We start from the raw sequence: 23613 nt of genomic DNA, 5'->3' as shown, positions 1-23613 counted from the left end.
GCCGCGCAGCCAGGATTATCCCTCAAGGGAAGTTTGAAGACATGACCGACACAATCGCCAAATACCTCGTTGAACGCCAGAAACTGATTGAGGCTCACGCCTATGATCCCGAGCATGAGAAAGATGCCTGCGGCGTCGGTCTTGTTGCGTCGCTTGATGGCAAGCCAAAGCGCGAAATCGTCGAAATGGGTATCAAGGCCCTCAAGAATGTCTGGCACCGCGGCGCTGTCGACGCTGACGGCAAGACAGGTGACGGCGCAGGTATCCGCATCGAGGTCCCGCAGGACTTTTTCCGCGAGCAGGCAGAGCGCACCGGTCACAACCCGACCGAGGACCCGATCTGCGTCGGCCAGATTTTCCTGCCGCGCACCGATCTCGGAAATCAGGAAGCGGCCCGCGCCATTGTCGAGACCGAAATCCTGCATTTCGGCTTCTACATTTATGGCTGGCGCCAGCCCCCGGTCGACATCTCTGTCATCGGTCAGAAAGCTGCCGATACGCGCCCCGAAATCGAGCAGGTCATGTTCCGCGACAGCCGTGGTCGCTCCTCAGATGAGCTTGAGCGCGCGCTTTACCTTTGCCGCCGCCGGATTGAGCGCAAGGCGCGCGAAGCTGGCATCCCGAGCTTCTATATCTGTTCGCTGAGCCACAAGTCGCTGATCTACAAGGGCATGTTCCTTGCCCAGGACATCGACAATTTCTTCCTCGACCTGAAGGATGAGCGCTTCGTTTCGCCGATCGCCATCTATCACCAGCGCTATTCGACAAATACCTTTCCGCGCTGGGAGCTGGCACAGCCCTTCCGGATGCTCGCCCATAATGGCGAAATCAACACGCTGCGCGGCAACCTCAACTGGATGAAGAGCCATGAGATCAAGATGGTCTCGGGCGCATTCGGCGATGATGTCGAGGACGTAAAGCCTGTCGTGCCCAAGGGCCTGTCGGATTCCGGCGCGCTAGATGCCGTTTTCGAAATTCTCTGCAAAGCGGGCCGTACCGCGCCTATGACGAAGGCGCTCTTGATTCCCGAAGCCTGGTCCAAGCGCGCCTCGATCATCCCTGATGACCACGCCGCCCTTTATGCCTATTGCAACTCCGTCATGGAGCCATGGGACGGCCCCGCAGCCGTTTGTGCCTATGATGGACGCTGGGCTGTGGCAGGCCTCGACCGTAATGGCCTTCGACCGCTCCGCTATGCACTGACCTCAGATGGTATTCTGGCCGTTGGCTCGGAGACGGGCATGTGCCCGCTGTCCGGCCACGACGTCGTTCGCCGCGGCCATGTGCGTGCTGGCGGCATGATTGCGGCAAACCTCGAAGAGGGGCGCTTCTATGAGCATGATGAGATCATCGACAAGCTCGCCGCCGAGCATCCCTATTCGGACTGGCTGAAGAACGTCAAAGAGCTGGAAAGCGACATCATCAAAGGCGATGAGCCGCGTCTGTATGACAAGGAAACGCTTCTTAGGCGCCAGATGGTGGCTGGCTTTACGCTCGAAAGCTCCGAACTGATCCTCGCGCCTATGGCAGAAGACGGAAAGGAAGCGATCGGGTCCATGGGCGACGATACGCCTGTCGCCGTCCTCTCGCAGGAATGCCGCCCGCTCTCGCACTTCTTCCGTCAGAGCTTCAGCCAGGTGACGAACCCGCCGGTCGACCCGCTACGCGAAGACCGGGTGATGTCGCTGAAAACGCGCTTCAAGAACCTCGGTAACATCCTGACGACGGATGAGACCCAGCAGAACGTATTCGTGCTGGAAAGCCCTGTGCTTTCGACGGGCATGTATCACCGGCTGATGGAGATCCTTGGCGAAGGCGTCGAGCATATCGACTGCACCTTCCCGGTAGAGGGGGCCCGCCGCGATGGACGGTCCCTGAAGGAAGCGCTCGCCCGCATCCAGACCGAGGCTGAAGAAGCCGTCCGCGCAGGCCGCGAACACATCGTGCTCAGCGATGAAAACCAGGATCCGGATAATGTCGCGATCCCGATGATCCTCGCCACCGGCGCGGTGCACAGCCATCTCGTTTCGCAGGGGCTTCGGACGTTCTGCTCGCTGACTGTGCGCTCTGCCGAGTGTCTCGACACACATTACTATGCCGTTCTGGTCGGCGTCGGCGCGACCTGCGTCAACGCCTATCTCGCGCAGGAAGCCATTGCAGACCGCCATGAGCGCGGACTTCTGGGTGACGGGTCGCTCAATACCTACGTCCAGAATTACAAGAAGGCGATCGAGGCAGGGCTTCTCAAGATCATGTCCAAGATGGGCATTTCGGTTATCTCCTCCTATCGCGGCGGCTATAATTTCGAAGCGCTTGGCCTCTCGCGGGCACTGGTTGCGGATTATTTCCCGGGCATGACCAGCCGGATTTCCGGCATCGGTCTTGCTGGCCTGGAGGACAATGCTGTCGAGCGCCATGAACTGGCCTTTGACGAAGACGTCATCTCGCTGCCGGTCGGCGGTTTCTACCGCCTGCGCGCCTCCGGTGAACCACATGCCCTTGATGGCAATCTCATCCACATGCTGCAGGCAGCCTGCGACCGCGGAGAATATGCGCTCTATGAGCGCTATGTCGACGCGCTGAGCGGCCGCCCGCCCATCCAGCTGCGCGACCTCATCGACTTCAAGACGCGCGCGCAGACCTCGATCCCGCTGGAACAGGTCCAGTCGGTCAATGAAATCCGCAAGCGGTTCGTCACGCCCGGCATGTCGCTCGGCGCGCTATCGCCAGAGGCGCATGGTACGCTGAACGTCGCGATGAACCGGATCGGGGCGAAGTCTGTCTCGGGCGAGGGCGGCGAAATTCGCGAACGCTACCGCCCGCTTCCGAACGGCGACAATATGAACTCAGCCGTCAAGCAGGTGGCGTCAGGCCGCTTTGGCGTGACGGCGGAATACCTCAATGAGTGCCGCGAAGTAGAGATCAAGATCGCCCAGGGTGCCAAGCCCGGCGAGGGCGGTCAGCTGCCCGGCTTCAAGGTCACCGAACTGATCGCGAAAAACCGCCATGCGACGCCAGGCGTGACACTGATCTCGCCGCCGCCGCACCACGACATCTATTCAATCGAAGACCTCGCCCAGCTCATCTATGACCTGAAGCAGATCAATCCCGATTGCCGTGTCTGCGTGAAGCTGGTCGCCCAGTCGGGTGTTGGCACGGTGGCTGCTGGTGTTGCCAAGGCGAAGGCCGACGTCATTCTGATCGCCGGCGGTGTCGGCGGGACGGGCGCGAGCCCGCAGACCTCTATCAAATATGCAGGCCTTCCATGGGAAATGGGGCTTGCCGAAGCTCATCAGGTTCTGTCGCTCAACAATCTTCGCGACAAGGTCACCCTGCGCACTGATGGCGGCCTCAGAACCGGCCGCGACATCGTCATCGCCGCGATGCTGGGCGCCGAAGAATACGGCATCGGCACGGCGTCTCTGGTGGCGATGGGCTGTATCATGGTGCGCCAGTGCCATTCGAACACCTGCCCGGTCGGCGTCTGCGTACAGGATGAGGCGCTTCGCAAGAAGTTCACAGGCACGGCCGAGAAAGTCGTGAACCTCATGTCCTTCCTGGCTGAAGATGTCCGCCATATCCTGGCTAGCCTCGGCCTTTCCTCGCTCGATGAAGCGGTCGGCCGTACCGACCTCCTCGCGCAGGTCAGCCGCGGTGCCTCCCATCTCGATGACCTCGACCTCAACCCGCTTCTCGTGCGCGTTGAGACCGCCAAGCCAGTTGTATACCGGCCCACCCACCGGACCGAAGTGGTCGACACGCTCGACGCGCAGATCCTGCGCGATGGCGAGCCCTTCTTTGCCCGCGGTGAGAAGATGCAGCTGGAATACGACGTTCAGAACGTCCAGCGCTCCATTGGGGCGCGCAGTTCGTCTGCGATCGTCCGAAAGTTCGGGGAGCGCGCGCTGCCAGAAGGCCGCCTGCGTATCCGCCTGACGGGCAGCGCTGGCCAGTCGCTCGGCGCGTTCTCGGTGCAGGGCCTTCTGCTCGACGTCTATGGCGATGCCAATGACTATGTCGGCAAGGGGCTTTCCGGCGCCACGATCCAGCTTCGTCCACGCCGTGATGCCCAGCTTGTCGCCTCCGAGAATACCATCATTGGCAATACCTGCCTCTATGGTGCGACCAATGGCCGGCTCTTTGCGGCAGGTCAGGCCGGCGTGCGCTTCGCGGTGCGTAACTCAGGCGCTGAAGCGGTCGTCGAAGGCTGCGGCGCCAACGGTTGCGAGTACATGACCGGCGGGCGTGTCGCGATCCTCGGCGCGGTTGGCGATAATTTCGGGGCAGGGATGACCGGCGGCATGGCCTGGGTCTGGGATCCGAAGGCCATTTTCAGCCACGTTGCAAACCCCGATTCCATCGACTGGTATCCGCTGGCGGATATGGCCGAAGAACATGTCGAGCGCTATCGCACGCTTCTGGAAATGCACGCAGAGCGCACAGGCTCAAAGCGGGCAAAAGACCTTCTGGAGGACTGGGGCACAACGCTGGACCAGACGCATTTTATCGTTCCCAAAGAGGTCGCCAGCCGCATCCTCGGCAGCAAGCTGCCAGAGCAGCAGGCCGTCTAGGACATTGAATCAGACGTGCACGCAGGCCAGCACTTGCGCTGCGTGCACGCTGCGCCCAACTGTCATCGCAACGTCTGACACCTACTAGCCAACAGATCGCCTGACATGAGCAAACAGGACTATTACGAAGTATTGGGCGTCTCAAAAGACGCCGACGCCAAGACGCTAAAGAGCGCCTATCGCAAGCTCGCGCTGAAATTCCATCCTGACCAGAACCCCGGCGATGAAGCCGCGGAGGCAAAGTTCAAGGAAGTCGGCGAAGCCTATGCAATCCTTTCCGACCCGGAAAAGCGGGCCGCCTATGATCGTTTCGGCCATGCGGCCTTTGAAGGCGGCGGCGCTGGCCCCGGCGGCGGCAATCCGTTCGGCCAGGGTGATCCCGGCGATATCTTTGAGAATATCTTCAGCCAGGTCTTCGGCGGCGGGTTTGGCGGTGCGCGTCGGCGCAATGGCCCGGCACGCGGCAATGATCTTCGCTATGATCTCGAAATCTCGCTCGAAGATGCCTTTACCGGCAAGGACACCGAAATCACGCTGCCAACGGCTGTCGAGTGCGGCAAATGTGATGGCAGCGGCGCTGAACCGGGCACCAGCCCGGAAACCTGCCCGACCTGTCAGGGCGCAGGCCGTGTGCGCGCCCAGCAGGGCTTCTTCACCATGGAGCGCACCTGCGCGCGTTGTGCGGGCCGCGGCAAGGTCATCTCTGACCCTTGCAAGACATGCGGCGGGGCCGGTCAGGTCCGCGAAGACCGCACCCTTCAGGTCAAGATCCCGGCAGGCGTCGAGAGCGGCATGCGAATCCGGCTGTCCGGTGAAGGCGAGCCGGGGCTCAATGGTGGGCCGAAAGGCGACCTCTATATTTTCATCGATGTGTCCGAACACGACATTTTCGAGCGTGACGGACCGAACCTCTATTGCCCGGCACCCGTGCCGATGGTGACGGCAGCCCTTGGCGGCGAGATCGAAATCCCGACAATCGATGGGGGCCGCGCCAAGGTTACCGTGCCTGAGGGCGCGCAGACCGGGCGCAAGCTACGCCTGCGCGGCAAGGGCATGCCATCGCTGCGTGGCTCCGGTCATGGCGGCGACCTCTTCGTCGAGATGATGGTGGAAACCCCGCGCAATCTTACAAGCCGCCAGAAAGAGCTGCTCCGCGAGTTCTGCGAATGCTCCGAAGCTGGGTGCAACCCGGAAAGCGAAGGCTTTCTCGGCCGCGTCAAGAAATTCTGGGACGGCATGACCGGCGAAGACCAGCAACGCCCGAACTAGGCGCTCAAGGCACCTCTTGAGCTGAACTTTTCAGCGAACCAGTGGAACGCGATGGCGGCGACATTCGCTCATTGTCAAAGACTGGGCCCGTCCTTTCCGCACGGTTTACCATGGAAACAGCCGGGCCCTGCATGACAAGGGAGCCCGCTGATGACTAGAACCCATCCAATCTTTACACGCACCATCTCTCTCGCAGCACTTGCCGCCTGCGGGGCCGCCATAACTGCCATGGCGCAGGACTCGCCATGCGGGGAGACATACCGTGTTGAGTTCGGCGACACGATGAACCGCATTGCGCAAAGCTGCCGCGTATCACTGGATGCGCTTCTGGCGGCTAATCCGGACGTTGATCCAAGGGATCTGGACGTCTCTGCCCGCTTGCAGATTCCGGGGCAGGGTGTCTCGCAGGATCGCCCCGATTACCAAAGTGAATCCGACGAATATCAGCTCATTGCGCAAGGCATTGGCGCGATCATTGAGAGTGCGTTCGGTGAGGAGTTGCCGAGTGCAGGGCAGGATGTGTCGGCAAGCGTCGTCCCGCGCAGCGGGGCACCGGGGGAATGGGTGCAGGTCGCAGCGGATGGCTTCTCATCCAATACACGCGTCGCCATCGGGGCCGGACGGGCCGAAAGCGAGTACCAGACGCTGGACTATATCCGCGCCAGCAACAATGGGAGCGTCGAAGCCGACGTCCGTGTACCGGACTGGGCAGATCCGGGGGATGATCTGATTTTCGTCGTTGCTGATGGAAACCTGAAAGCGCGGTCGGCGCGGTTCGATGTGACCCGCCAGGACGAGGCGCGCGAGGGACGACGGATTACGGCTGAGGGGCGGATCGTTGAAGGCGTCGAGTGCCCGGTCCTGTCATCGCGCGACGGGCGCACTTTCAGCCTGACCGGCAACAGTATCGACTTCACGCCTGGCGAGACAGTGCGCGTGACGGGCTATGCGCAGGGCGCTTCGATCTGTCAGCAAGGGCTTACGCTGGACGTAACCGATCTCACCGAAATCCCGGGCGGTGACGATAATGACGGTGCTATCACGGTGCGCGGGGAGGTTCAGCGCGGTGTAGAATGCAAGATCCTGCGCACGGATGATGGAGATGTCTACAGTCTCACCGGTGAGCCGGAAGCCGTGGATGTCGGCGAGCGTGCAGAAGTTACCGGCGAGACCGGCGGCATGTCCTTCTGTATGCAGGGCACCCCGCTTGATGTGTCCTCCGCCCGGAAGATAGGCGGGGGCGGTACAGCCCCCGAAAGTCCCGGTCAGCGGGCCATTACCGGCAAGCTGATCGACGCTTATCGCGGCTGCATGACACTTCGGACCGATGACAATGACATCTGGAAGCTTGCCGACTTTTCGTCTGACCGCCTGGCAGGGCAGCGCGTTACCTTGGAGGGCAAGACACCGCGCGGGGCGCCCTGCGGTGATGGGCCGACGCTGATCGTGGAGAATGTGGACGTCGCGGGAACTGGAGAGGGTAATCGCGGCCCCGTCATTGCCAAGGCCGATATCGAAGGTGTTTGGGCCCGGCGCGGCGATAGCTGCGCGCGGCCCGATCTCGACGTCACAGGCAATGCGGCGGGCGGACTGGTCGTCGAAACCTCACTGAATCGCGATCCGCGCACCGGCTATGTCCGCTTGGGTGATGAGCCAGCTTTCGTGTTCGATCAGCCATCCAGGGTTTTTGACCTGAAGCTCATCGCAGATGACCGGCTGGTTGTGTATGCGCCCTCTTCTGCTTTGAACCAGCAGGTTGGCGGCCATGATATCTCGCGCAGCGGGACGGCGTTTGACCGGTGTCGCCGGCGCTAGTCCTCATCAACGGCTGAGGCGATCTCCGCGCAGATCGCCTTCAGCCGCGCAATATCCTGCTGGCGTGACAGCCGGTGATCGCCGTCCTTGATGAGGTGGAAGACAAGGTCGTCGCTCGTCATGGCGCTCACCAATCGTTCGGCGTGTTTCCACGGCACATCCGGATCCTGCATGCCCTGAAGGATGCGCACCGGTCCCTTGAACTCGATAGGCGCGTCGAGGATCGACCAGGTTTTCCCGTCTTCGATCAATGCGCGCGTGATGGCGTAAGGCTCGCCATAGTCAGACGGGCGCAGGTATTGGCCGCGCTCCATGATGTCGGACTTTGCTGCCTCTGAAAACTCAGGCCACATCAGTTTCTCGGTAAAATCAGGCGCAGGCGCGATCAATACCATGCCCTTCACCCGTTCAGGCAGCGCCAACATGGAAAGAAGCGCCATCCAGCCGCCCATGCTTGAGCCGACCAGTATGAGATCGCCCTCCGTCAGCGACGTGATGGCCGCGATCGAGTCTTCGCGCCACGCGCTGATCGTGCCGTCTTCGAAAGCGCCGCTTGACTGGCCATGCCCTGAATAGTCGAACGCCAGAAAGCCATGTCCGGCATCCTTGGCCCACGCTTCGAGCTCTGTGACCTTGCCGCCCATCATGTCGGACTTGAAGCCGGACAACCAGACGAAGGTCAGCCCTGAAGCCCCCTCGCTGTGGCGGTAGGCGATGCGGCGGTTCTGTTCTGTGTCGAGAAAGCGTGTCGTCATGTTGGCCACGCCTTGCGCGGGCTGCAATTATTGTCAAGCAAATGGCTTGGCGCGCCGGTCCGGAACGCGCTAGAGCGAGCTTATCGGTGTGGCAGCCATTGCAAGACAGCCCCCGGAAAGAGAGACTGCGCGCATGACAGTAACCGCGCTGCCCGATCTGAGCGGCAGGACCATTCTGCAGGTAATCCCCGAGCTCTCGGCAGGAGGCGCGGAACGCACAACGCTGGAAGTCGCAGAAGCCATCATTGAAGCTGGCGGCCGGGCCATCGTGGCAAGCGAAGGCGGACGGCTTGTGAGCGCGCTGGAAGCCGCTGGCGGTGAGCATGTCGACCTCGGCCTCAGCACCAAAAACCCCGTCGCCGTGATCTCGAATGCGGGTAAACTCGCCAGCCTGATTGAAGATCAGGGCATTGACCTCGTCCACGCGCGTTCACGTGCCCCCGCCTGGAGCGCGCTCTGGGCCGCGCGGCGGACGGGCACGGCTTTTGTAACGACGTATCACGGCGCCTATTCAGGTCGCTCGGCGCTCAAGAAGGTCTACAACTCTGTCATGGCGCGCGGCGATGTCGTGATCGCCAACTCCGAATGGACCGCAGATCATGTGCAGACCGTCCACGGCGTTCAGGGTGCCCGGCTTGTCACCATTCCACGCGGTGTCGATTTCGACGTCTTCGACGCGGGGCTGGTAACATCAGAGCGCGTCGATGCGATCCGGCAGGCCTGGCAGCTGGAAGCAGCAAACCCAACCCTTCTTCTCCTGCCCGGCCGCCTGACGAGCTGGAAAGGCCAGCTTGTTGCCATCAACGCGTTCAGCAAGCTCGATGAGAGCTTGCGCGCCGGCGCGATCTTGATTCTCGCAGGCGATGCGCAGGGCAGGGACAAATACCGAGAAGAGCTGGAAAAAGCGATTGCGGCTCTCGGCCTTGAGCACGCGGTGCGGATTGTCGGACATACCGAAGATATGGCTGCGGCCTATGCCGCGAGTGATATCGTGCTTGCGCCTTCCATCCGGCCAGAGGCCTTCGGGCGTGTCGCCGCTGAGGCGTCGGCCATGGGCAAGCCGGTAATTGCGGCGGACCATGGCGGTCAGCGGGAGATCATTGTCGACCGCAAAACCGGACTTAGGGTTGAGCCCGGCAACCCCTCGTCGCTGGCGACCGCGATCGGCGCGCTCCTTGCATTGGAAGCGCCGGAAAGACAGGCGCTCGGAGAAGCCGGGCGTCTCTATGTGAAAGACCGGTTTTCCAAGCGCGGCCTGCAGGCCGCCACCTTATCCGTTTACGAACGCGTGTTCGACGCACGCGAGGAGCCTCTGAGTTGAGCAAAAGCGTCAATCCTGGAGAGAAAGCCAGGCGCGTCCTCGTTATCAAGCTGAGTGCGCTCGGCGATTTCGTGCTGGCGCTTGGCGCCATGCGCGCTATCCGCGCGGCGCACCCGAAGGCGCAGCTGACGCTGCTGACGACACCGCCCTATGAGCAGCTCGCCAAGGCCACAGGCTTTTTCCAGAAGATCGAGACCGATGGCCGCCCAGCCAGCATGAAGGCGACGCGAGACCTTCTCAAGCGCATCCGCGCGCAGAAATACGATATTGTCTATGACCTTCAGACGTCGGGGCGGACAGCCAATTATTTCAAGGCGCTGAACATGCCGATGCGCAACCCGCCGCTCTGGTCGGGCCATGCCAGCGGCGCTGCGTTCGAGCACAAGGACGCCGCTCGCGGCGATATGCACAGCATCGACCGGCTGGGCGACCAGCTGAAGGTTGCAGGTCTCGGGCCCCAGCATGTTGATGGCACATGGCCGCCCATGCCTGACATGTCGTTCGTTCGCCGCTCGCTCGGGGATACGCCATCGCTGTTGCCTGAATACTTTTCTATCTATGGCCCTTACGCGCTGATCATTCCCGGCGCCTCCAGCCACCGCGCCGCCAAGCGCTGGTCGCCGGACCGGTTTGCCGGTCTCGCTTCCCGCATCGCTGAGGCAGGCGTGACGCCCGTCCTGATCGGCAGCAAGGCAGAGTCCGATATTGCCCAGACGATCAAGCAGGCTGAGCCGCGCACAAAGAACCTCGTGACCCGCACCAGCCTCTTCCAGATTGTGACACTTGCCGAAAAGGCGCTTTTCGCCGTTGGAAACGACACCGGTCCAATGCATATGGCGGCGCTTTCCGGTTGTCCCGGCGTTGCGCTTTTCGCAACAAGCGAAAGCGATCCGGACAAGGCGTCGCCGCGTGGCGCGGCCATGATTATCTGCGAAGCGCCAACGCTCGACGAGCTCAGCGTGCGCGATGTCTGGCAGGCCGTTCAGATGCTTGGTGTCATTCCTGGACGTGAGACGGTCGTTCAATCTTGAAAAGCCTCGCCGTTAGAGGCATATTACGGCACTGTTTTAACTGCTCAAAGGAGAAGAGCCATAGCACGTAGACCGCATGCGGCGCCGCCATCGAAAAGAGATAAAGGTCCGCGCACCAATAGGGACATCAAGGCAGAGAAAGTTCTGCTCATCGACGCTGAAGGCGAAAAGCAGGGTGTGATGCCGCTGATGGCCGCGCTCGATGCCGCCGCCGAAGCTGGCCTCGACCTTGTCGAAGTGTCGCCTAATCAGGAAGTTCCGGTCTGCAAGATCATCGACTATGGCAAGCTTCGTTATGAAGAGCAGAAGAAGAAAGCTGCTGCCAAGAAGAAGCAGAAGTCGGCCGAGCTTAAAGAAATAAAGATGCGTCCGAACATCGATGTTCACGACTATGAGGTGAAAACCCGGTCGATGACGCGCTTCTTTGAGGAAGGCGACAAGGTAAAAGTCACCCTGCGCTTCCGTGGCCGCGAAATGGCCCACCAGTATCTCGGCATGGAGCTTCTTCAGAAGGTCAAGGAAGAGTTCGACGAGATCGCCAAGGTCGAGCTCGAGCCCAAGCTTGAAGGCCGCCAGATGACCATGGTGATGGCACCGCGTTAATGGCGCGCGCATGAAGCTCGAGGGTCTCGTAGCTTCATACGTTCTCCGAAGACGGCCGGCTGGTCAATCGACCTGCTAGTCGCCAGCGCGGAACATTTCCCTGTCAGGAACGTCATGTTGAGAACGCTAGGCCTTCTGCCTGGCGTTCGTCATGGCCTATGGTTGGTATGTCCAAGGCGTAATGGCTTAGGGACACGACGCTGGGCGAAACGGACCTGAATGAGTGACACACCATCTGCCGATCGCCGCGCGCTAGATCGCGTCTTTATCACGCGCACGCTCTTCGTTCTGGCGACGATCATGCTCGCCATGATCATTGCCGAACTGGCGAGCGTGCTGGTCCAGGTCTTTGGCGCTGTGATCGTCGCCGTTCTGCTGCGTGCGATCATGGATCCGCTCCGCAAACATACACCCATGCCGGCACCGCTCTGCCTTGCTGTGTCGGTTGTTATGGTTGCTGGCTCTCTGATCGGCGTGGGTGTGTTTTTCGGCTTCAAATTCACCAGCCAGGCCGAGGAACTTCTCACCATTCTGCCTGAACGGATCGATGCCCTCCAGAGCAGCCTTCAGGCCTCGGAGCTTGGCCGCATGACGGCTGACATGTTTCCGGCCGGGTCGCAGGCGCTGGATATTGCCAGCGGCACGCCCGCCTTCCTGGCGAGCGCCTTTGGCGGCACGGTCAGTCTGATTGTGGTGCTGGCGGGCGGGCTCTATCTGGCGGCCCATCCGGCCCGGTACCGCGACGGTCTGGTGATCCTCGTTCCGGCAGACCAGCAGCCGCGCTTTCGTCATGCTCTGAATGCAAGCGGGCGGGCGCTCAATGGCTGGCTGATAAGCTGGTTTCCATGACTGTTGTTGGCCTGCTGACATGGCTCGGCCTAACATTGATCGGTGTTCCAGCGGCGACCGCGCTCGGAATCTTCGCTTTTGTCGCCCAGTTCGTACCAATCGTCGGTCCGATTATCGCAGCCGTTCCCGGTATCTTGGCAGCCTCTTCCGTCAGCCCTGAAACAGCGCTCTGGGCCGCCGGGGTTTACCTCCTTGTCCAGCAGCTGGAGTCGAACGTCATCACCCCCTACGTACAGCAGCGCGTGGTCTCACTGCCCATGGTGCTTACCATGTTCTCGGTTGTGACCTTCAGTGCGCTTCTGGGCTTTGTCGGAATGCTGTTTGCCACGCCGCTGGCGGTGGTCGTCTTCGTGATGGTGAAGATGCTCTATGTGGAGGACATGCTGGGCCACGACATCCATGTCGATGTCGAGCACGAGACCGATGGCAAGGTTGGCTCAAAGCAGGACGCCGAAAGCTGACCTGATTGATCACAGCGTCAGGCGCGCTGATGGCTTGATTCCGCCGTACCTTTCCGTCATAAGCCCCCTCTTTCGAGTACTGCGGGCTAAAACGGCATGCCTGCAGGCTCTGAACGACCAGACAGAGGGTCCTTTGAGGCCCCTACAGGAGATCGAAATGCCGAAGATGAAGACCAAGAAGGCCGCTGCGAAGCGGTTCAAGTTCACGGCTACAGGCAAGCTCAAGCACGGCGTCGCGGGTAAGCGTCACCGTCTGATGAGCCACAACGCAAAGTACATCCGCCAGAACCGCGGCACCAAGCCGGTGTCCAAGGCTGACGAGTACCGCGTCAAGAAGTACCTGCCATACGGCCTCTAGGCCGGGCACGAACCGAACTCGAACCGAATTGAACTAGCAGGAGGCCAAGATGCCCCGTTCACGTAATAAAGTGCCGGCTCACGCCCGCCACAAGAAGATCACGAAGGCCGCCAAAGGTTACTATGGCCGCCGCAAGAATACCTTCCGCACCGCGCATGCCGCCGTGTGGAAAGCTGGCCAGTATGCCTATATCGGCCGCAAGCAGAAGAAACGCACCTTCCGTTCGCTCTGGATCCAGCGCATCAATGCGGCTGTCCGTATCCACGACGAAGAGCTCACCTATTCGCGCTTCATCGACGGCCTGACCAAGGCGGGCATCGAGGTTGACCGCAAGGTTATGGCCGATCTCGCCGTGCACGAACCAGACGCGTTTGGCGCCCTGGTGGAGAAAGCCAAGGGCGCGCTCGCAGCTTAAGCGTTCCGCTTCTTGCATTTCTCCGCTATTTCCGACCGCCAAGGCGGGGCGGAAAAGCCCCGTATGGCCTAAACCCAACGGGGCTTTTTCATGTCCGACACCGAAACGATCGAAAAAGAAGCGCTCGGCGCGATTGAGGCAGCAAGTGATCTTGCTGCCCTCGACGCCGTTCGTGTGGCCGAACTTGGCAAGAAGGGCCGGATTTCAGGCCTGATGAAGACGCTTGGCGGGATGAGCCCTGAAGAGCGTCAGGAGATGGGCCCGAAGCTCAATGGGCTCCGTAACCGCGTCGCCGACGCCGTCGAGGCGCGCAAGGCAACACTTGAAGAAGCCGAGCTGGAGAAGAAACTTCAGACAGAGCGCATCGACATGACCCTGCCGCCGCTGGCCGCGCCAGAAGGCAAGCTGCACCCCGTCATGCAGGTCTTTGAAGAGATCGCAGCCATCTTCGGCGATATGGGCTTCACCGTCGCTGAAGGGCCCGACATCGAAGATGACTGGCACAATTTCACCGCGCTGAACTTCCCCGAAGGCCATCCGGCGCGCGAGACCCACGACACTTTCTTCTTCGACCCGCAGGAAGGCGCCGCGCCTAAAGTGCTGCGCACGCATACCAGCCCCGTGCAGGTGCGCGTGATGGAAAGCACCAAGCCGCCGATCCGCATTCTCGTGCCCGGCCGTGTCTACCGCAATGACTGGGACGCGACCCATACGCCGATGTTCCATCAGGTCGAAGGGCTCGTGATCGAGAAGAACATCCATATGGGCCACCTCAAGGGCTGCCTCATCGATTTCGTGCGCGACTTCTTCGAGGTCGACAATGTCGAGGCGCGTTTCCGCCCGCACTTCTTCCCGTTCACCGAGCCATCTGCAGAGATGGACGTGAAATATACCAAGGTCGGCGACTCGATCGAGATCGGCGAGGGCGACAGCTGGATGGAGATCCTCGGCTCCGGCATGGTGCATCCGAACGTGCTGCGCAATTGCGGCATCGATCCGGACGAGTATCAGGGCTTCGCCTTCGGCATGGGCGTCGACAGGCTCGCCATGCTGAAATACGGCATGCCGGACCTTCGTCCCTATTTCGAAGCCGACGCAGGCTGGAGCCGTCATTATGGCTTCCGGCCATGGCTATCGCCCAGCGTCTCTGGCGGACTGAGCTAGAAGGCGGGCACCGGCTATGGGAAACGGCAACAAGGCAGAAATGCTGATCGCAGTCTGCGCGGTTCTGACCAGCGCAATCGCGGTCTTCATTGCCTGGGACCAGGGCCGCGTCATGCGCGCCCAGCAGCATGGGGCGGTGTATCCCGTCGTGCAGCTCGAGGGTTTCGTCTCGTCGAGTGCCGAGACGACATCCATGGGGCTTCGTCTCTCCAATAGCGGCGTTGGCCCGGCCTTGATTGAGCGGGTCGATATGCTGAAGGAAGGCGAGGCGATCGACAGTCTTGGCCCCTATGTCGCGCAATTCCCGCCCGGTTATGAACAGTCATGGTCCAGCCTGATCGGCCGCGCCATTGCGCCTGGCGACGAAGTCATTCCGCTCCGCGTCGACTGGCCCCGTGATATGGTCTCGGCGGACGAGCGCAACGCAGCCGCGGCTGCCTGGAGCGAGCTCGACGTTGAGATCTGCTATTGCTCGGTCTTCAACCGCTGCTGGACCACGCAAGGTCTCGGCATGGGCGTCAGCATGACGCGCGCCGAGCGCGCCGACAGCTGCGAGCGCAGTGAAACAGACATTTTTGAAGCCGTCGCCAATCAGGCGCGCGCCCCTCGAACCGAACCGACCCCGGAAGTGGAATAGACGATGAAGTTCACACTCTCATGGCTGCAGGACTATCTCGCCACCAAGGCGCCGATGGACGACATTCTGGCAAAGATGCTTCAGGCAGGGCTTGAGGTCGAGCATGTCGAAGACCCGGCTGAGAAGCTCGCCGACTTCACGGTCGCGCACGTCACAGCAGCGGAGCCGCACCCTGACGCCGACCGCCTGCGCATCTGCACAGTCGAGACGAAGGATGGCACCAGGCAGATCGTCTGCGGCGCCCCGAATGCGCGCGCCGGGATGACGGCGATCTACGCCCCGCTTGGCACCTATATTCCGGGTCTCGATTTCGCCCTCGACAAGAAACCGCGCAAGATCCGCGGGATCGAGAGCCACGGCATGCTCTGCTCCACCAAGGAGATTGAAGCCGGCGAGGACCATGACGGTATCGCAGACCTCAAAGGCGACTGGAAGGTCGGCACCCCCGCCGCCGAGGCGCTCGGTCTCACCGACAAGGTCATAGACTTCGAAGTCACCCCGAACCGGCCAGACTGGCTCGGCGTACAGGGCATCGCCCGAGACCTCGCCGCCGCTGGTGCAGGCCGGTTCATCGAAAACCCGATCAAAAAGGTCGAGGGCAGCTTTGATTGCCCTGTCGACATCCAGCTCGAGGCGCCTGATGTCTGCCCGATTTTTGCTGGCGCGCTGGTGCGCGGTGTAAAGAACGGCCCGTCACCAGAGTGGATGCAGCTGCGCCTGAAGGCGCTCGGCATCACGCCGCGGTCGCTGCTCGTCGATATCACCAATTACATCTCATTCGACCGCGCGCGTCCGCTTCACGCCTATGACGCCGCCAAGCTGACGGGCGCTGTCACGGCACGCCTCGGCAAGTCTGGCGAGAAACTCGACGCCATTGATGGCAAGACCTATGAGATCGGCACCGAGATGTGCGTTATCGCTGATGAGAGCGGTCCGATCGGGCTTGGCGGCGTGATGGGCGGTCAGTCCACCGCCGTCAGCGCAGACACAACCGACGTCTTCATCGAAAGCGCATGGTTCGACCCGCTTCGTACCGCGCGCACTGGCCGGGATACCGGCATCATCTCGGATGCGCGCTACCGGTTTGAGCGCGGCGTCGACCCGCAGAGTTGCGTCGATGGCCTGAATTTCGCGCTCATGCTCATCAAGGAGTATGGTGGCGGTGAGGTCTCATCCACAAAGATCGCCGGCCAGCCCCCCGCGCCCCAGCCGAAAGTGCTTTTCGACCGGCGCGATGTCGCGCGTCTGACAGGTCTTGAGATCAAGCAGGCAGACCTCAAGAAGATGATGAAGGATCTGGGCTTCGGTCTCGAGGATACCGGGGAGGCCTGGTATCTCACTGTGCCGAGCTGGCGGTTCGATATCGAACAGTCCGCCGACATCGTCGAAGAGGTCGCGCGGCTTACCGGCTATGACAAGCTGCCGACCCAGTCGCTGCCCATGCTGGACGGCGGCCGCAAGGCTGTTGTGACACCGACGCAGGCGCGCATCCGCTCTGCCCGCCGCGTCATGGCCTCTCGCGGTTTCCTTGAGACGGTAACCTGGTCCTTCATGCCGAAGGCACAGGCAAAGCTCTTCGGCGGTGGCAGCGATGCGCTGACGCTTTCCAATCCGGTCGCCAGCGAGCTCAACCAGATGCGGCCGAGCATTCTTGCCAACCTCGCCGTCGCTGCCCAGCGCGGAGCTGACCGGGGTGAGCGGGAAATGCGCCTATTCGAGGCGGGCCCTGTCTATGTCGGCGATGGCCCAAAGGACCAGCGCAATGTCGTTGCTGCACTGGTACGCCCGGTCGCCGCACGTCACTGGAGCGGTACGCTCGCACAGTATGACGCGATTGCCGCCAAGGCCGATCTTTTCGCTCTGCTGGCAGAGCTCGACCAGCCGCCAGAGCGGTTCCAGATCGAAGCGCCGCGCCAGACACACTGGCATCCGGGCCAGGCAGCCTGCCTGAAGCTTGGGCCGAAAGTGACGATTGCCCATTTCGGTGCGCTTCATCCGCGCGTTCTGAAAGAACTCGATGTCGATGGACCGGTCTATGGCTTTGAGCTCAATCTCAACGCTCTGCCCATGATGAAGTCGAAGGCAACAAAGACGCGGCCCGTTCTGAAACGCGCTGGGCTGACGCCAGTACGCCGCGACTTTGCGTTCGTGGTGGATGAGGATGTGCCGGCCGCGGAAATCGTCCGGCAGGCCCGCGCAGGCGACAAGAAGCTTATCTCGGCGGTCGATGTGTTCGATGTCTATCAGGGCAAGGGCGTCGATGAGGGCAAGAAGTCCGTCGCAATCGAGGTCACCATTCAGCCGGACCAGGAGACGCTGAAGGACAAGGAGATCGACAAGATCGCCGAAGCCATCGTCGCAAGCGTCAACAAGGCCACCGGCGGCGTATTGCGGGGATAGGCCTGCCACGCTTAAGCTCGCCTTCTCAACGGGGGGCGAGCGGCGATGGCGATGCAACACATCATGACGCAGATTGGTCTGCGCAAGCGTCTCTACGTCCAGCTGGAGCCGGACGCACGCGACAAGCTCGGGCTCTCACCGTTCAACCTCTTCATCGTCATTCTGGTGCTTATGAGTTTCCTCGCGCTTGCGCTGGAGACAGAGCCGACAATGAGCGATGGCTGGATGCGCGTAATCGGCGCCTTCAACATCGCCATCGTCATCATCTTTACGCTGGAATACCTTTTGCGGCTGTGGGCCGCAGGCGAAAATCCGCGCTACCGGGGTGTCCGTGGCAGGATCAGATATGTTTTTTCCTGGTATGCGCTCGCCGACCTGGTCGCCTTCCTGCCAGAGCTGCTCTGGCTTCTCTTCGCACCCGATGATGCCAGCGCACAAATCGTCATGGTGCTGCGCGTGCTGCGGCTTGCAAGGCTTGCCAAGATAGCGCGATTCATCCCTGCCTTTGACGTACTCGGCGCAACGCTGAGGCGTGCGGGCCAGCAGCTTTTCACAACGCTCGCCATGGCCATGGCGCTCGTCTACGTCTCTGCCGTGCTGCTCTATTTCGTCGAAGGCGTTGGTGGTGAGCAGCAGGAGAGCTTTGCCTCTATCCCGCGCGCCATCTGGTGGGCCATCGCAACGCTGACCACAGTCGGCTATGGCGATGTCTATCCAATCACGCCGCTTGGGCGTTTCTTCGCCTCCGTGATCGCGATCGCCGGCATCGGCATGGTTGCGCTTCCGGCCGGGGTGTTCGCCAGCGCATTCTCAGATGAGCTAAGGGACCGCCAGGCCGCAAAGCTCGAACGCCGCGAAAAAGCGCTCGAAGCGCGCGTGGACCGAATTGAATCCGAGCAGAATGAGCCCGGAGAAAGCTAGCGCCAGAATTCGCCCGACCCGCTGCCCATCCTGAGCGAAGTCGAAGGACGAGCGGCGGGAAACAGCGTTCGGTTACTCAGCCGGTTCAGGCTCATCCATCGCCAGAATGATCTGCGCATAGCCGCGAGAAAGATTGCCCATATTCTCTACGCTCAGCCGCTCATTCGTGCCGTGGAAACCGGCAAGATCAGCCGGCCCGACGATGCTTGGCGCAAACCGGTAGACATCCTCGGTAATGGCGCTGGCATAGCGCGCATCGGTGGCGCCAATGACGAGGGCAGGGGCCACAGGCGCGCCGTCCCCTGTCGCGCGGGCGACCGCATTGAGGACACCATAAGCCCGGTTGTCCGTCGCACTTACCGGAGAGGCTTCGGACCCGATGCCACCATCGACCGGCGCGTATTCCAGCCCTTCAATGTCGGATGTGACATTGCCGATATGGGCCAGCACATCCTCGATCGTATTGTTTGGGTGGACCCGGAAATTGACGATCGCCGTCGCGCGCTGGGCAAGGACGTTTTCCTTGGCAGAACCAGACAGCATGGTTGGCGCCGTGGTCGTGCGCACCATCGCATTGCCTTGCGGAGAGCCAGAGAATTGCCCTTCGACCATGCCGCCGAACAGCCACTGATTGGCCATCGCCATGCGCGGCACAAAGCCGAGGTCGGTGGAGATGACTGCCATCATGTCCGATGTTGGCGCTTTCGCGAGGTCGGCTGGCATCTGGTTCTCGTCCAGCGCGATCAGCGCCCTTGAGAGCCGTACCGTTGCACTATCCTTTGGCGGTGCGGACGAATGTCCGCCGGCCGCCGTGACCGTAAGCTGCACGGTGAGGTAACCCTTCTCGGCGACACCGATCAGGCCCAGCGTGCCACCGGTGATCGGATTGTCCTCGATCACCATGAAGCCTTCATCGAGCGCCATCACTGGCGTCACACCGCGTGATTTCAACAGCGCGATCCCGGCTTCTGCGCCAGAGCCAGAGACTTCCTCGTCATGGCCAAGCTGAACCAGGATCGTGCGCTGCGGCTGGAAACCGTCTTCGGCCAGCGCATTTAGCGCTTCCATCAGCGCGACCAGAGAGCCCTTGTCGTCCATCGCGCCGCGGCCATAAATGTAGCCATCGACAATCTCGCCAGCGAAAGGCGCGCCGGTCCAGTCGCCCTCGGTGCCGATATTCACGGGCACCACATCCTGGTGCGCCATCAAGAGCAGCGGATCGAGTGAGGTGTCGCTGCCTTCCCACGTATACAGCACGGTATAGCCACCCGGCACGGTTTCCTTCGGTGCGGCCGCATGGAAGGCCGGGTAGGTATCTTCCAGCCAGGCCTGCAGCTCCAGCCACGGGCCTTCCTGGCCTTCGCGCGGGTCGCCAGAGCGTAGCGTAATTGTCCGAAATTGGATCGCGCGGGAGAGGTTCTGCGCCGCGGCTTCAGCCGAAATGGAGGGGGGCTCAGGAAGCTGGACCTGCTGAACGCCATCGGGCGTGCCGCCATAGCTCATGGTCCGGACAATCAGAACAGCGACCAGCAACACAATTGCGGCGCTCACTCCAATGAGGATTTTCTTGATCATTCTGGCCCTCCCTCAAGCGGTATGTTTGGCGACACTGTGGGCCGGTCGCCGCCTGCGGGCAAGAGGTGACGCCAGCGTCAGCTTTATAAGATGCAAAGAAAACCCCCGGCGTCGTAAAACGCCGGGGGTGGAACTTCAGATGTGAGGGGGTGGCCTGCTTAGCTCTGCCCGCTGACCGCCAGCACGTCTTCAACCGTGCGAAGGCCCGGCTTTGGTGAGGTGACCAGCACCGCCATGTTGCCTGGCAGGTGCTTGTTATCGAGCATCTTCTCATGTGCCGCCGGTATGTCTGCCCATGGGAAAACCTCCGACATGCAGGGGTCGATGCGCCGGTCGATGACCAGCTGGTTGGCCGCCGAGGCCTGCGCGAGGTTGGCAAAGTGCGACCCCTGCACCCGCTTCTGGCGCATCCAGAGGAAGCGCGCATCCATGGTCAGGTTAAAGCCTGTCGTGCCAGCACAGATAACGACCATGCCGCCGCGCTTCACAACGAAAACCGAGACCGGGAAGGTGCTTTCGCCAGGGTGTTCGAAGACGATATCGACATCTTTCTTGCCGGTGACTTCCCAGATGGCTTTCCCGAACTTGCGGCTCTCACGCATATAGTCAGAGAAATCAGGCCCGTTCACGGTGGGCAACTGGCCCCAGCAATTGAAGTCCTTGCGGTTCAGGACACCCTTGGCGCCCATCGAATAGACAAAGTCGAACTTGTCGGGATCGGACACGACGCCAATGGCGTGCGCGCCAGTCACAGCGCAAAGCTGCACCCCGAACGAGCCAAGTCCGCCGGAAGCGCCCCAGACGAGCACATTATTGCCCGGCTTGACGATATGTGGACGGTGGCCGAACAGCATCCGGTAAGCGGTTGCGAGCGTCAGCGTATAGCAGGCGCTTTCTTCCCAGGTGAGGTGCTTCGGACGCGGCATGCACTGGCGGGCCTGCACGCGGCAGAACTGCGCGAATGAGCCGTCTGGCGTCTCATAGCCCCAGATACGCTGGCTTGGCGAGTTCATCGGGTCGCCGCCATTGCATTCTTCGTCGTCGCCATCATCCTGATTGCAGTGAATGACCACTTCGTCGCCCGGCTTCACGCGGGTCACTTTGCGGCCAACCGCCCAGACGACGCCCGCAGCGTCAGAGCCTGCAATGTGGAAATCAGCCTTGTGAATATCGAAAGGCGAGACGGGCTCGCCGAGACCGGCCCAGATACCGTTATAATTGACCCCTGCGGCCATGACGAGCACGAGCACTTCGTCCGAATCAATCTCCGGGACGGGCACCTGCTCCAGCTGCATGGCGGTTGCCGGGCGCCCGTGGCGCTCACGGCGAATGGCCCAGGCATGCATGAGTTTCGGTACATGGAACTCCGGCGGAATCTCGCCAAGTTCGTAAATATCTTTCTTCTCACGCGCGATTGTCGCAACACTCATTCTACAAATCCTCCGATTTTCCTCATGCGAGCAATTTTTTTGTCTTGCTTCACAAACGTCCTCGATGGCGGGACACTGACCAAATCATTGACGCCAAGGCAAGGAAAATTTTGCTGCAGCGCAACATCATACAATCAGGAACAGGGCACGGAAGTTCATGCAGCCAGCCGAAATCGTCTATCTGAACGGAGACTTCGTCAAAAAGGGTGAGGCGTGTCTGTCGCCCTTCGATCGCGGCTTTCTTTTTGCGCAGGCTGCCTATGAGGTGACGGCCGTCTTCGGCGGCGAGCTGATCGATTTTAAGGCCCATCTCGCCCGCCTCGTCAGGACGCTCGATGGCATCGAGATACCGTCAGCGGAGGTCTGCAAAAGCCTCCATGACCTGCATCTTGATCTTCTTGCCCGCAATCAGGTCAGTGAGGGCTTCGTCTATCTGCAGATCACAGGCGGCGCCTATGGCAAGCGCGACTTTGCCGGGCCTGAAACTCTCCTCCCGGGCCTCTTCATGTTCTGCGAGGCGCGCAATCTCATCGGGGAGCGCGCCCGCGACGGCGTTGCGTCCATCACTATCGAAGACCAGCGCTGGAAGCGGCGCGACTACAAGACCACCCAGCTTCTCTCGCAGGCCCTCGCCTATCGCGAGGCTGAACGGGCAGGGGCCTTCGGCGCGATCATGCAGGAGGACGGCTTTGTCACCGAAGCTGCCTCAGCCAATTTATGGGTGGTCCTGGATAAAGGTCGGCTGGTCACCCGTAATCTCGGCCGCGAGATCCTGCCCGGTATCACCCGCCAGTCTGTCCTCGCCCACCTTAAGCGCGAAGGTATGCAGGTCGAGGAACGGGCCATCACGATTGACGAGCTCGGCGCTGCCAATGAGATCTTCACCACGTCGGCTACCGGCCTCGTCCTGCCTGTCGTGGAGCTGGATCATAAGCCTGTCGGGTCCGGCAAGCCCGGCCCCGTTACCCGCCGCGTCCAGGAAGTCTACTATCGCGGCATCGGCGCAGATATCGCGGCGCGCGCGCCCTGGCTCACCGGGACCTGATCGCGGCGCGCCGTGCCGACAGGGTGTTCATCAGCTTCACGGTCAGGATCATCGAGGCGAGCACCACGGTGATGATGTTCGCAATGATGATGGGCAAGCTTCCGATCAGGACGCCGTAGACCAGCCAGAAGCTGACGCCCGTGGTAAACAGGATATACATATAGAGCGACAGGCCATCGGTATTGCGCGTGCGCAGGACCAGGATCGCCTGCGGCACAAAGGATGCAGTCGTCAGGAACGCTGCAACAAGTCCCAGAAGTTCCGCCATGCTCGCCCCCGGCTGCCCCGAATGGCGGCCGCTTTACCATGGCCGCACCTACGTGTCTGCGAGATTATCTGCGCGTGTCGCCCGGCTTGTCCTTGTAGATCACTTCGCCCTCGATGATCTCGCCGCCGCCATCTGCAGGGTCAGACCCGTCAGGCGTAATCCCGAAGGGGCCAAGCCGCATGGAATGGCTCGATGTATCGATCACCCCGTCGAGCAGCTTTACCGGTATCGCAAGGCAGATCGCCGCGAACGCGGCCCAGAACCCGATGATGGCCGCGTCAGTCGAGCCGAGCCGGCTCTCTAGGTCGATCTCGGTAAAGAGGGCGCCAATCCCGGCAAACGCGACGAAGAGAACACCGCCAAGCATGGTGAACCCCAGAAACTTGACCGACAGCTTCTGGAAACTCGGCCAGGCTGGCGGCTTGGATTTCACGGCGCGCAGCACCACTGGGCGCACAGCCGTCATCGCCGCCGCGATCAGGATGACCATGGTCGGACTGCGCTCCAGAATCACGGCTGTCAGAATGGCGAGCGGCAGGGCGAAAATCGCCGCCAGCCGCAGGATCAGGCTCAGTCTGATAAGGCCTGTCATTCGATAACTCCTTGCGCGGCCGCCGCTGGCCGCCATCCTGATTGGCGCAGAACATGCTCGCGCAGCACCACCTTGACGCAAGATTGTTTTGCCCGTGCGCGCATGCAATCCCCCAACTGGTAGAACTTGCCCT

At 61.3% G+C, this 23613-nt stretch carries 18 protein-coding genes and 1 pseudogene; 14 read left to right on the top strand and 5 right to left on the bottom strand.

Annotated elements, in window-relative coordinates; translation table 11 throughout:
• Positions 1 to 41 precede the first annotated feature (41 nt).
• The 3 genes from gltB (at position 42) to F550_RS17440 (ending at position 7655) form a co-directional block, all read left to right on the top strand.
• On the top strand, positions 42 to 4571 hold the full coding sequence (gltB, locus tag F550_RS0109525) for a glutamate synthase large subunit (protein ID WP_018148321.1): 4530 nt from the start codon (positions 42 to 44) through the stop codon (positions 4569 to 4571).
• A 105-nt stretch (positions 4572 to 4676) separates the two neighbouring features.
• On the top strand, positions 4677 to 5840 hold the full coding sequence (gene dnaJ, locus F550_RS0109520; RefSeq protein WP_018148320.1) for a molecular chaperone DnaJ: 1164 nt from the start codon (positions 4677 to 4679) through the stop codon (positions 5838 to 5840).
• 150 nt (positions 5841 to 5990) lie between these two features.
• On the top strand, positions 5991 to 7655 hold the full coding sequence (locus tag F550_RS17440; RefSeq protein ID WP_083910957.1) for a DUF5818 domain-containing protein: 1665 nt from the start codon (positions 5991 to 5993) through the stop codon (positions 7653 to 7655).
• Here F550_RS17440 and F550_RS0109505 read toward each other — a convergent pair.
• A complete protein-coding gene (locus F550_RS0109505; RefSeq protein WP_040500503.1) occupies positions 7652 to 8410 on the bottom strand; it encodes an alpha/beta fold hydrolase in 759 nt (252 codons plus the stop codon). The genes F550_RS17440 and F550_RS0109505 overlap by 4 nt on opposite strands.
• A gap of 133 nt (positions 8411 to 8543) precedes the next feature.
• Here F550_RS0109505 and F550_RS0109500 point away from each other — a divergent pair, with 133 nt between their 5' ends.
• The 10 genes and pseudogenes from F550_RS0109500 to F550_RS0109455 all read left to right on the top strand — a co-directional run bounded on the left by F550_RS0109500 (position 8544) and on the right by F550_RS0109455 (position 18570).
• Complete coding sequence (locus tag F550_RS0109500; RefSeq protein ID WP_018148317.1) at positions 8544 to 9731, top strand: glycosyltransferase family 4 protein; 1188 nt, start codon at positions 8544 to 8546, stop codon at positions 9729 to 9731.
• Positions 9728 to 10762, top strand: a complete 1035-nt coding sequence (locus F550_RS0109495) for a glycosyltransferase family 9 protein (protein WP_018148316.1) — start codon at positions 9728 to 9730, stop codon at positions 10760 to 10762. The genes F550_RS0109500 and F550_RS0109495 overlap by 4 nt, the downstream gene beginning before the upstream one ends.
• Before the next feature lie 60 nt (positions 10763 to 10822).
• Positions 10823 to 11365 carry a translation initiation factor IF-3 gene (gene infC / locus F550_RS0109490; protein WP_026180687.1) on the top strand — a complete coding sequence of 181 codons (543 nt, stop codon included), beginning with the start codon at positions 10823 to 10825 and terminating at the stop codon, positions 11363 to 11365.
• Between the two features lie 219 nt (positions 11366 to 11584).
• A pseudogene (locus F550_RS19590) lies at positions 11585 to 12675 on the top strand (AI-2E family transporter).
• A 157-nt stretch (positions 12676 to 12832) separates the two neighbouring features.
• Complete coding sequence (gene rpmI / locus F550_RS0109480) at positions 12833 to 13033, top strand: 50S ribosomal protein L35 (RefSeq protein WP_018148312.1); 201 nt, start codon at positions 12833 to 12835, stop codon at positions 13031 to 13033.
• A 49-nt stretch (positions 13034 to 13082) separates the two neighbouring features.
• On the top strand, positions 13083 to 13448 hold the full coding sequence (gene rplT, locus F550_RS0109475) for a 50S ribosomal protein L20 (RefSeq protein ID WP_026180686.1): 366 nt from the start codon (positions 13083 to 13085) through the stop codon (positions 13446 to 13448).
• A gap of 90 nt (positions 13449 to 13538) precedes the next feature.
• On the top strand, positions 13539 to 14612 hold the full coding sequence (pheS, locus tag F550_RS0109470; protein ID WP_018148310.1) for a phenylalanine--tRNA ligase subunit alpha: 1074 nt from the start codon (positions 13539 to 13541) through the stop codon (positions 14610 to 14612).
• A 16-nt stretch (positions 14613 to 14628) separates the two neighbouring features.
• A complete protein-coding gene (locus tag F550_RS0109465; protein WP_018148309.1) occupies positions 14629 to 15249 on the top strand; it encodes a hypothetical protein in 621 nt (206 codons plus the stop codon).
• A 3-nt stretch (positions 15250 to 15252) separates the two neighbouring features.
• Entirely contained in the window at positions 15253 to 17649 is a 2397-nt protein-coding gene (gene pheT, locus F550_RS0109460) for a phenylalanine--tRNA ligase subunit beta (protein WP_018148308.1), read from the top strand.
• A gap of 45 nt (positions 17650 to 17694) precedes the next feature.
• A complete protein-coding gene (locus tag F550_RS0109455) occupies positions 17695 to 18570 on the top strand; it encodes an ion transporter (protein WP_233349016.1) in 876 nt (291 codons plus the stop codon).
• Between the two features lie 72 nt (positions 18571 to 18642).
• Here the strand turns inward: F550_RS0109455 and F550_RS0109450 are convergent, their stop codons facing one another.
• Complete coding sequence (locus F550_RS0109450; protein ID WP_018148306.1) at positions 18643 to 20145, bottom strand: M20 family peptidase; 1503 nt, start codon at positions 20143 to 20145, stop codon at positions 18643 to 18645.
• 158 nt (positions 20146 to 20303) lie between these two features.
• On the bottom strand, positions 20304 to 21575 hold the full coding sequence (gene ccrA / locus F550_RS0109445) for a crotonyl-CoA carboxylase/reductase (protein WP_018148305.1): 1272 nt from the start codon (positions 21573 to 21575) through the stop codon (positions 20304 to 20306).
• 157 nt (positions 21576 to 21732) lie between these two features.
• On the opposite strand from ccrA, the gene F550_RS0109440 reads away from it, so the two are divergent.
• Complete coding sequence (locus F550_RS0109440; protein ID WP_018148304.1) at positions 21733 to 22620, top strand: aminotransferase class IV; 888 nt, start codon at positions 21733 to 21735, stop codon at positions 22618 to 22620.
• Here the strand turns inward: F550_RS0109440 and F550_RS17430 are convergent.
• Positions 22607 to 22888, bottom strand: a complete 282-nt coding sequence (locus F550_RS17430) for a SemiSWEET transporter (protein ID WP_018148303.1) — start codon at positions 22886 to 22888, stop codon at positions 22607 to 22609. The two genes, F550_RS0109440 and F550_RS17430, sit on opposite strands and share 14 nt — an antisense overlap.
• Before the next feature lie 64 nt (positions 22889 to 22952).
• Complete coding sequence (locus tag F550_RS0109430) at positions 22953 to 23480, bottom strand: hypothetical protein (RefSeq protein ID WP_018148302.1); 528 nt, start codon at positions 23478 to 23480, stop codon at positions 22953 to 22955.
• Positions 23481 to 23613: the final 133 nt, after the last annotated feature.

Origin of the sequence: Henriciella marina DSM 19595 (assembly GCF_000376805.1) — a bacterium.
Lineage (GTDB): Bacteria > Pseudomonadota > Alphaproteobacteria > Caulobacterales > Hyphomonadaceae > Henriciella > Henriciella marina.
The sequence above is the reverse complement of the archived record's forward strand: the minus strand, read 5'-3'. Positions and strand labels throughout refer to the sequence as shown.

What these genes read in the sequence shown, in the direction of transcription:
- gltB (WP_018148321.1), top strand. Translation starts at nt 42, where the DNA reads ATGACCGACACAATCGCCAAATACCTCGTTGAACGCCAGAAACTGATT.
- dnaJ (WP_018148320.1), top strand. Translation starts at nt 4,677, where the DNA reads ATGAGCAAACAGGACTATTACGAAGTATTGGGCGTCTCAAAAGACGCC.
- F550_RS17440 (WP_083910957.1), top strand. Translation starts at nt 5,991, where the DNA reads ATGACTAGAACCCATCCAATCTTTACACGCACCATCTCTCTCGCAGCA.
- F550_RS0109505 (WP_040500503.1), bottom strand. Translation starts at nt 8,410, where the DNA reads ATGACGACACGCTTTCTCGACACAGAACAGAACCGCCGCATCGCCTAC.
- F550_RS0109500 (WP_018148317.1), top strand. Translation starts at nt 8,544, where the DNA reads ATGACAGTAACCGCGCTGCCCGATCTGAGCGGCAGGACCATTCTGCAG.
- rpmI (WP_018148312.1), top strand. Translation starts at nt 12,833, where the DNA reads ATGCCGAAGATGAAGACCAAGAAGGCCGCTGCGAAGCGGTTCAAGTTC.
- rplT (WP_026180686.1), top strand. Translation starts at nt 13,083, where the DNA reads ATGCCCCGTTCACGTAATAAAGTGCCGGCTCACGCCCGCCACAAGAAG.
- pheS (WP_018148310.1), top strand. Translation starts at nt 13,539, where the DNA reads ATGTCCGACACCGAAACGATCGAAAAAGAAGCGCTCGGCGCGATTGAG.
- F550_RS0109465 (WP_018148309.1), top strand. Translation starts at nt 14,629, where the DNA reads ATGGGAAACGGCAACAAGGCAGAAATGCTGATCGCAGTCTGCGCGGTT.
- pheT (WP_018148308.1), top strand. Translation starts at nt 15,253, where the DNA reads ATGAAGTTCACACTCTCATGGCTGCAGGACTATCTCGCCACCAAGGCG.
- F550_RS0109455 (WP_233349016.1), top strand. Translation starts at nt 17,695, where the DNA reads ATGGCGATGCAACACATCATGACGCAGATTGGTCTGCGCAAGCGTCTC.
- F550_RS0109450 (WP_018148306.1), bottom strand. Translation starts at nt 20,145, where the DNA reads ATGATCAAGAAAATCCTCATTGGAGTGAGCGCCGCAATTGTGTTGCTG.
- ccrA (WP_018148305.1), bottom strand. Translation starts at nt 21,575, where the DNA reads ATGAGTGTTGCGACAATCGCGCGTGAGAAGAAAGATATTTACGAACTT.
- F550_RS0109440 (WP_018148304.1), top strand. Translation starts at nt 21,733, where the DNA reads ATGCAGCCAGCCGAAATCGTCTATCTGAACGGAGACTTCGTCAAAAAG.
- F550_RS17430 (WP_018148303.1), bottom strand. Translation starts at nt 22,888, where the DNA reads ATGGCGGAACTTCTGGGACTTGTTGCAGCGTTCCTGACGACTGCATCC.
- F550_RS0109430 (WP_018148302.1), bottom strand. Translation starts at nt 23,480, where the DNA reads ATGACAGGCCTTATCAGACTGAGCCTGATCCTGCGGCTGGCGGCGATT.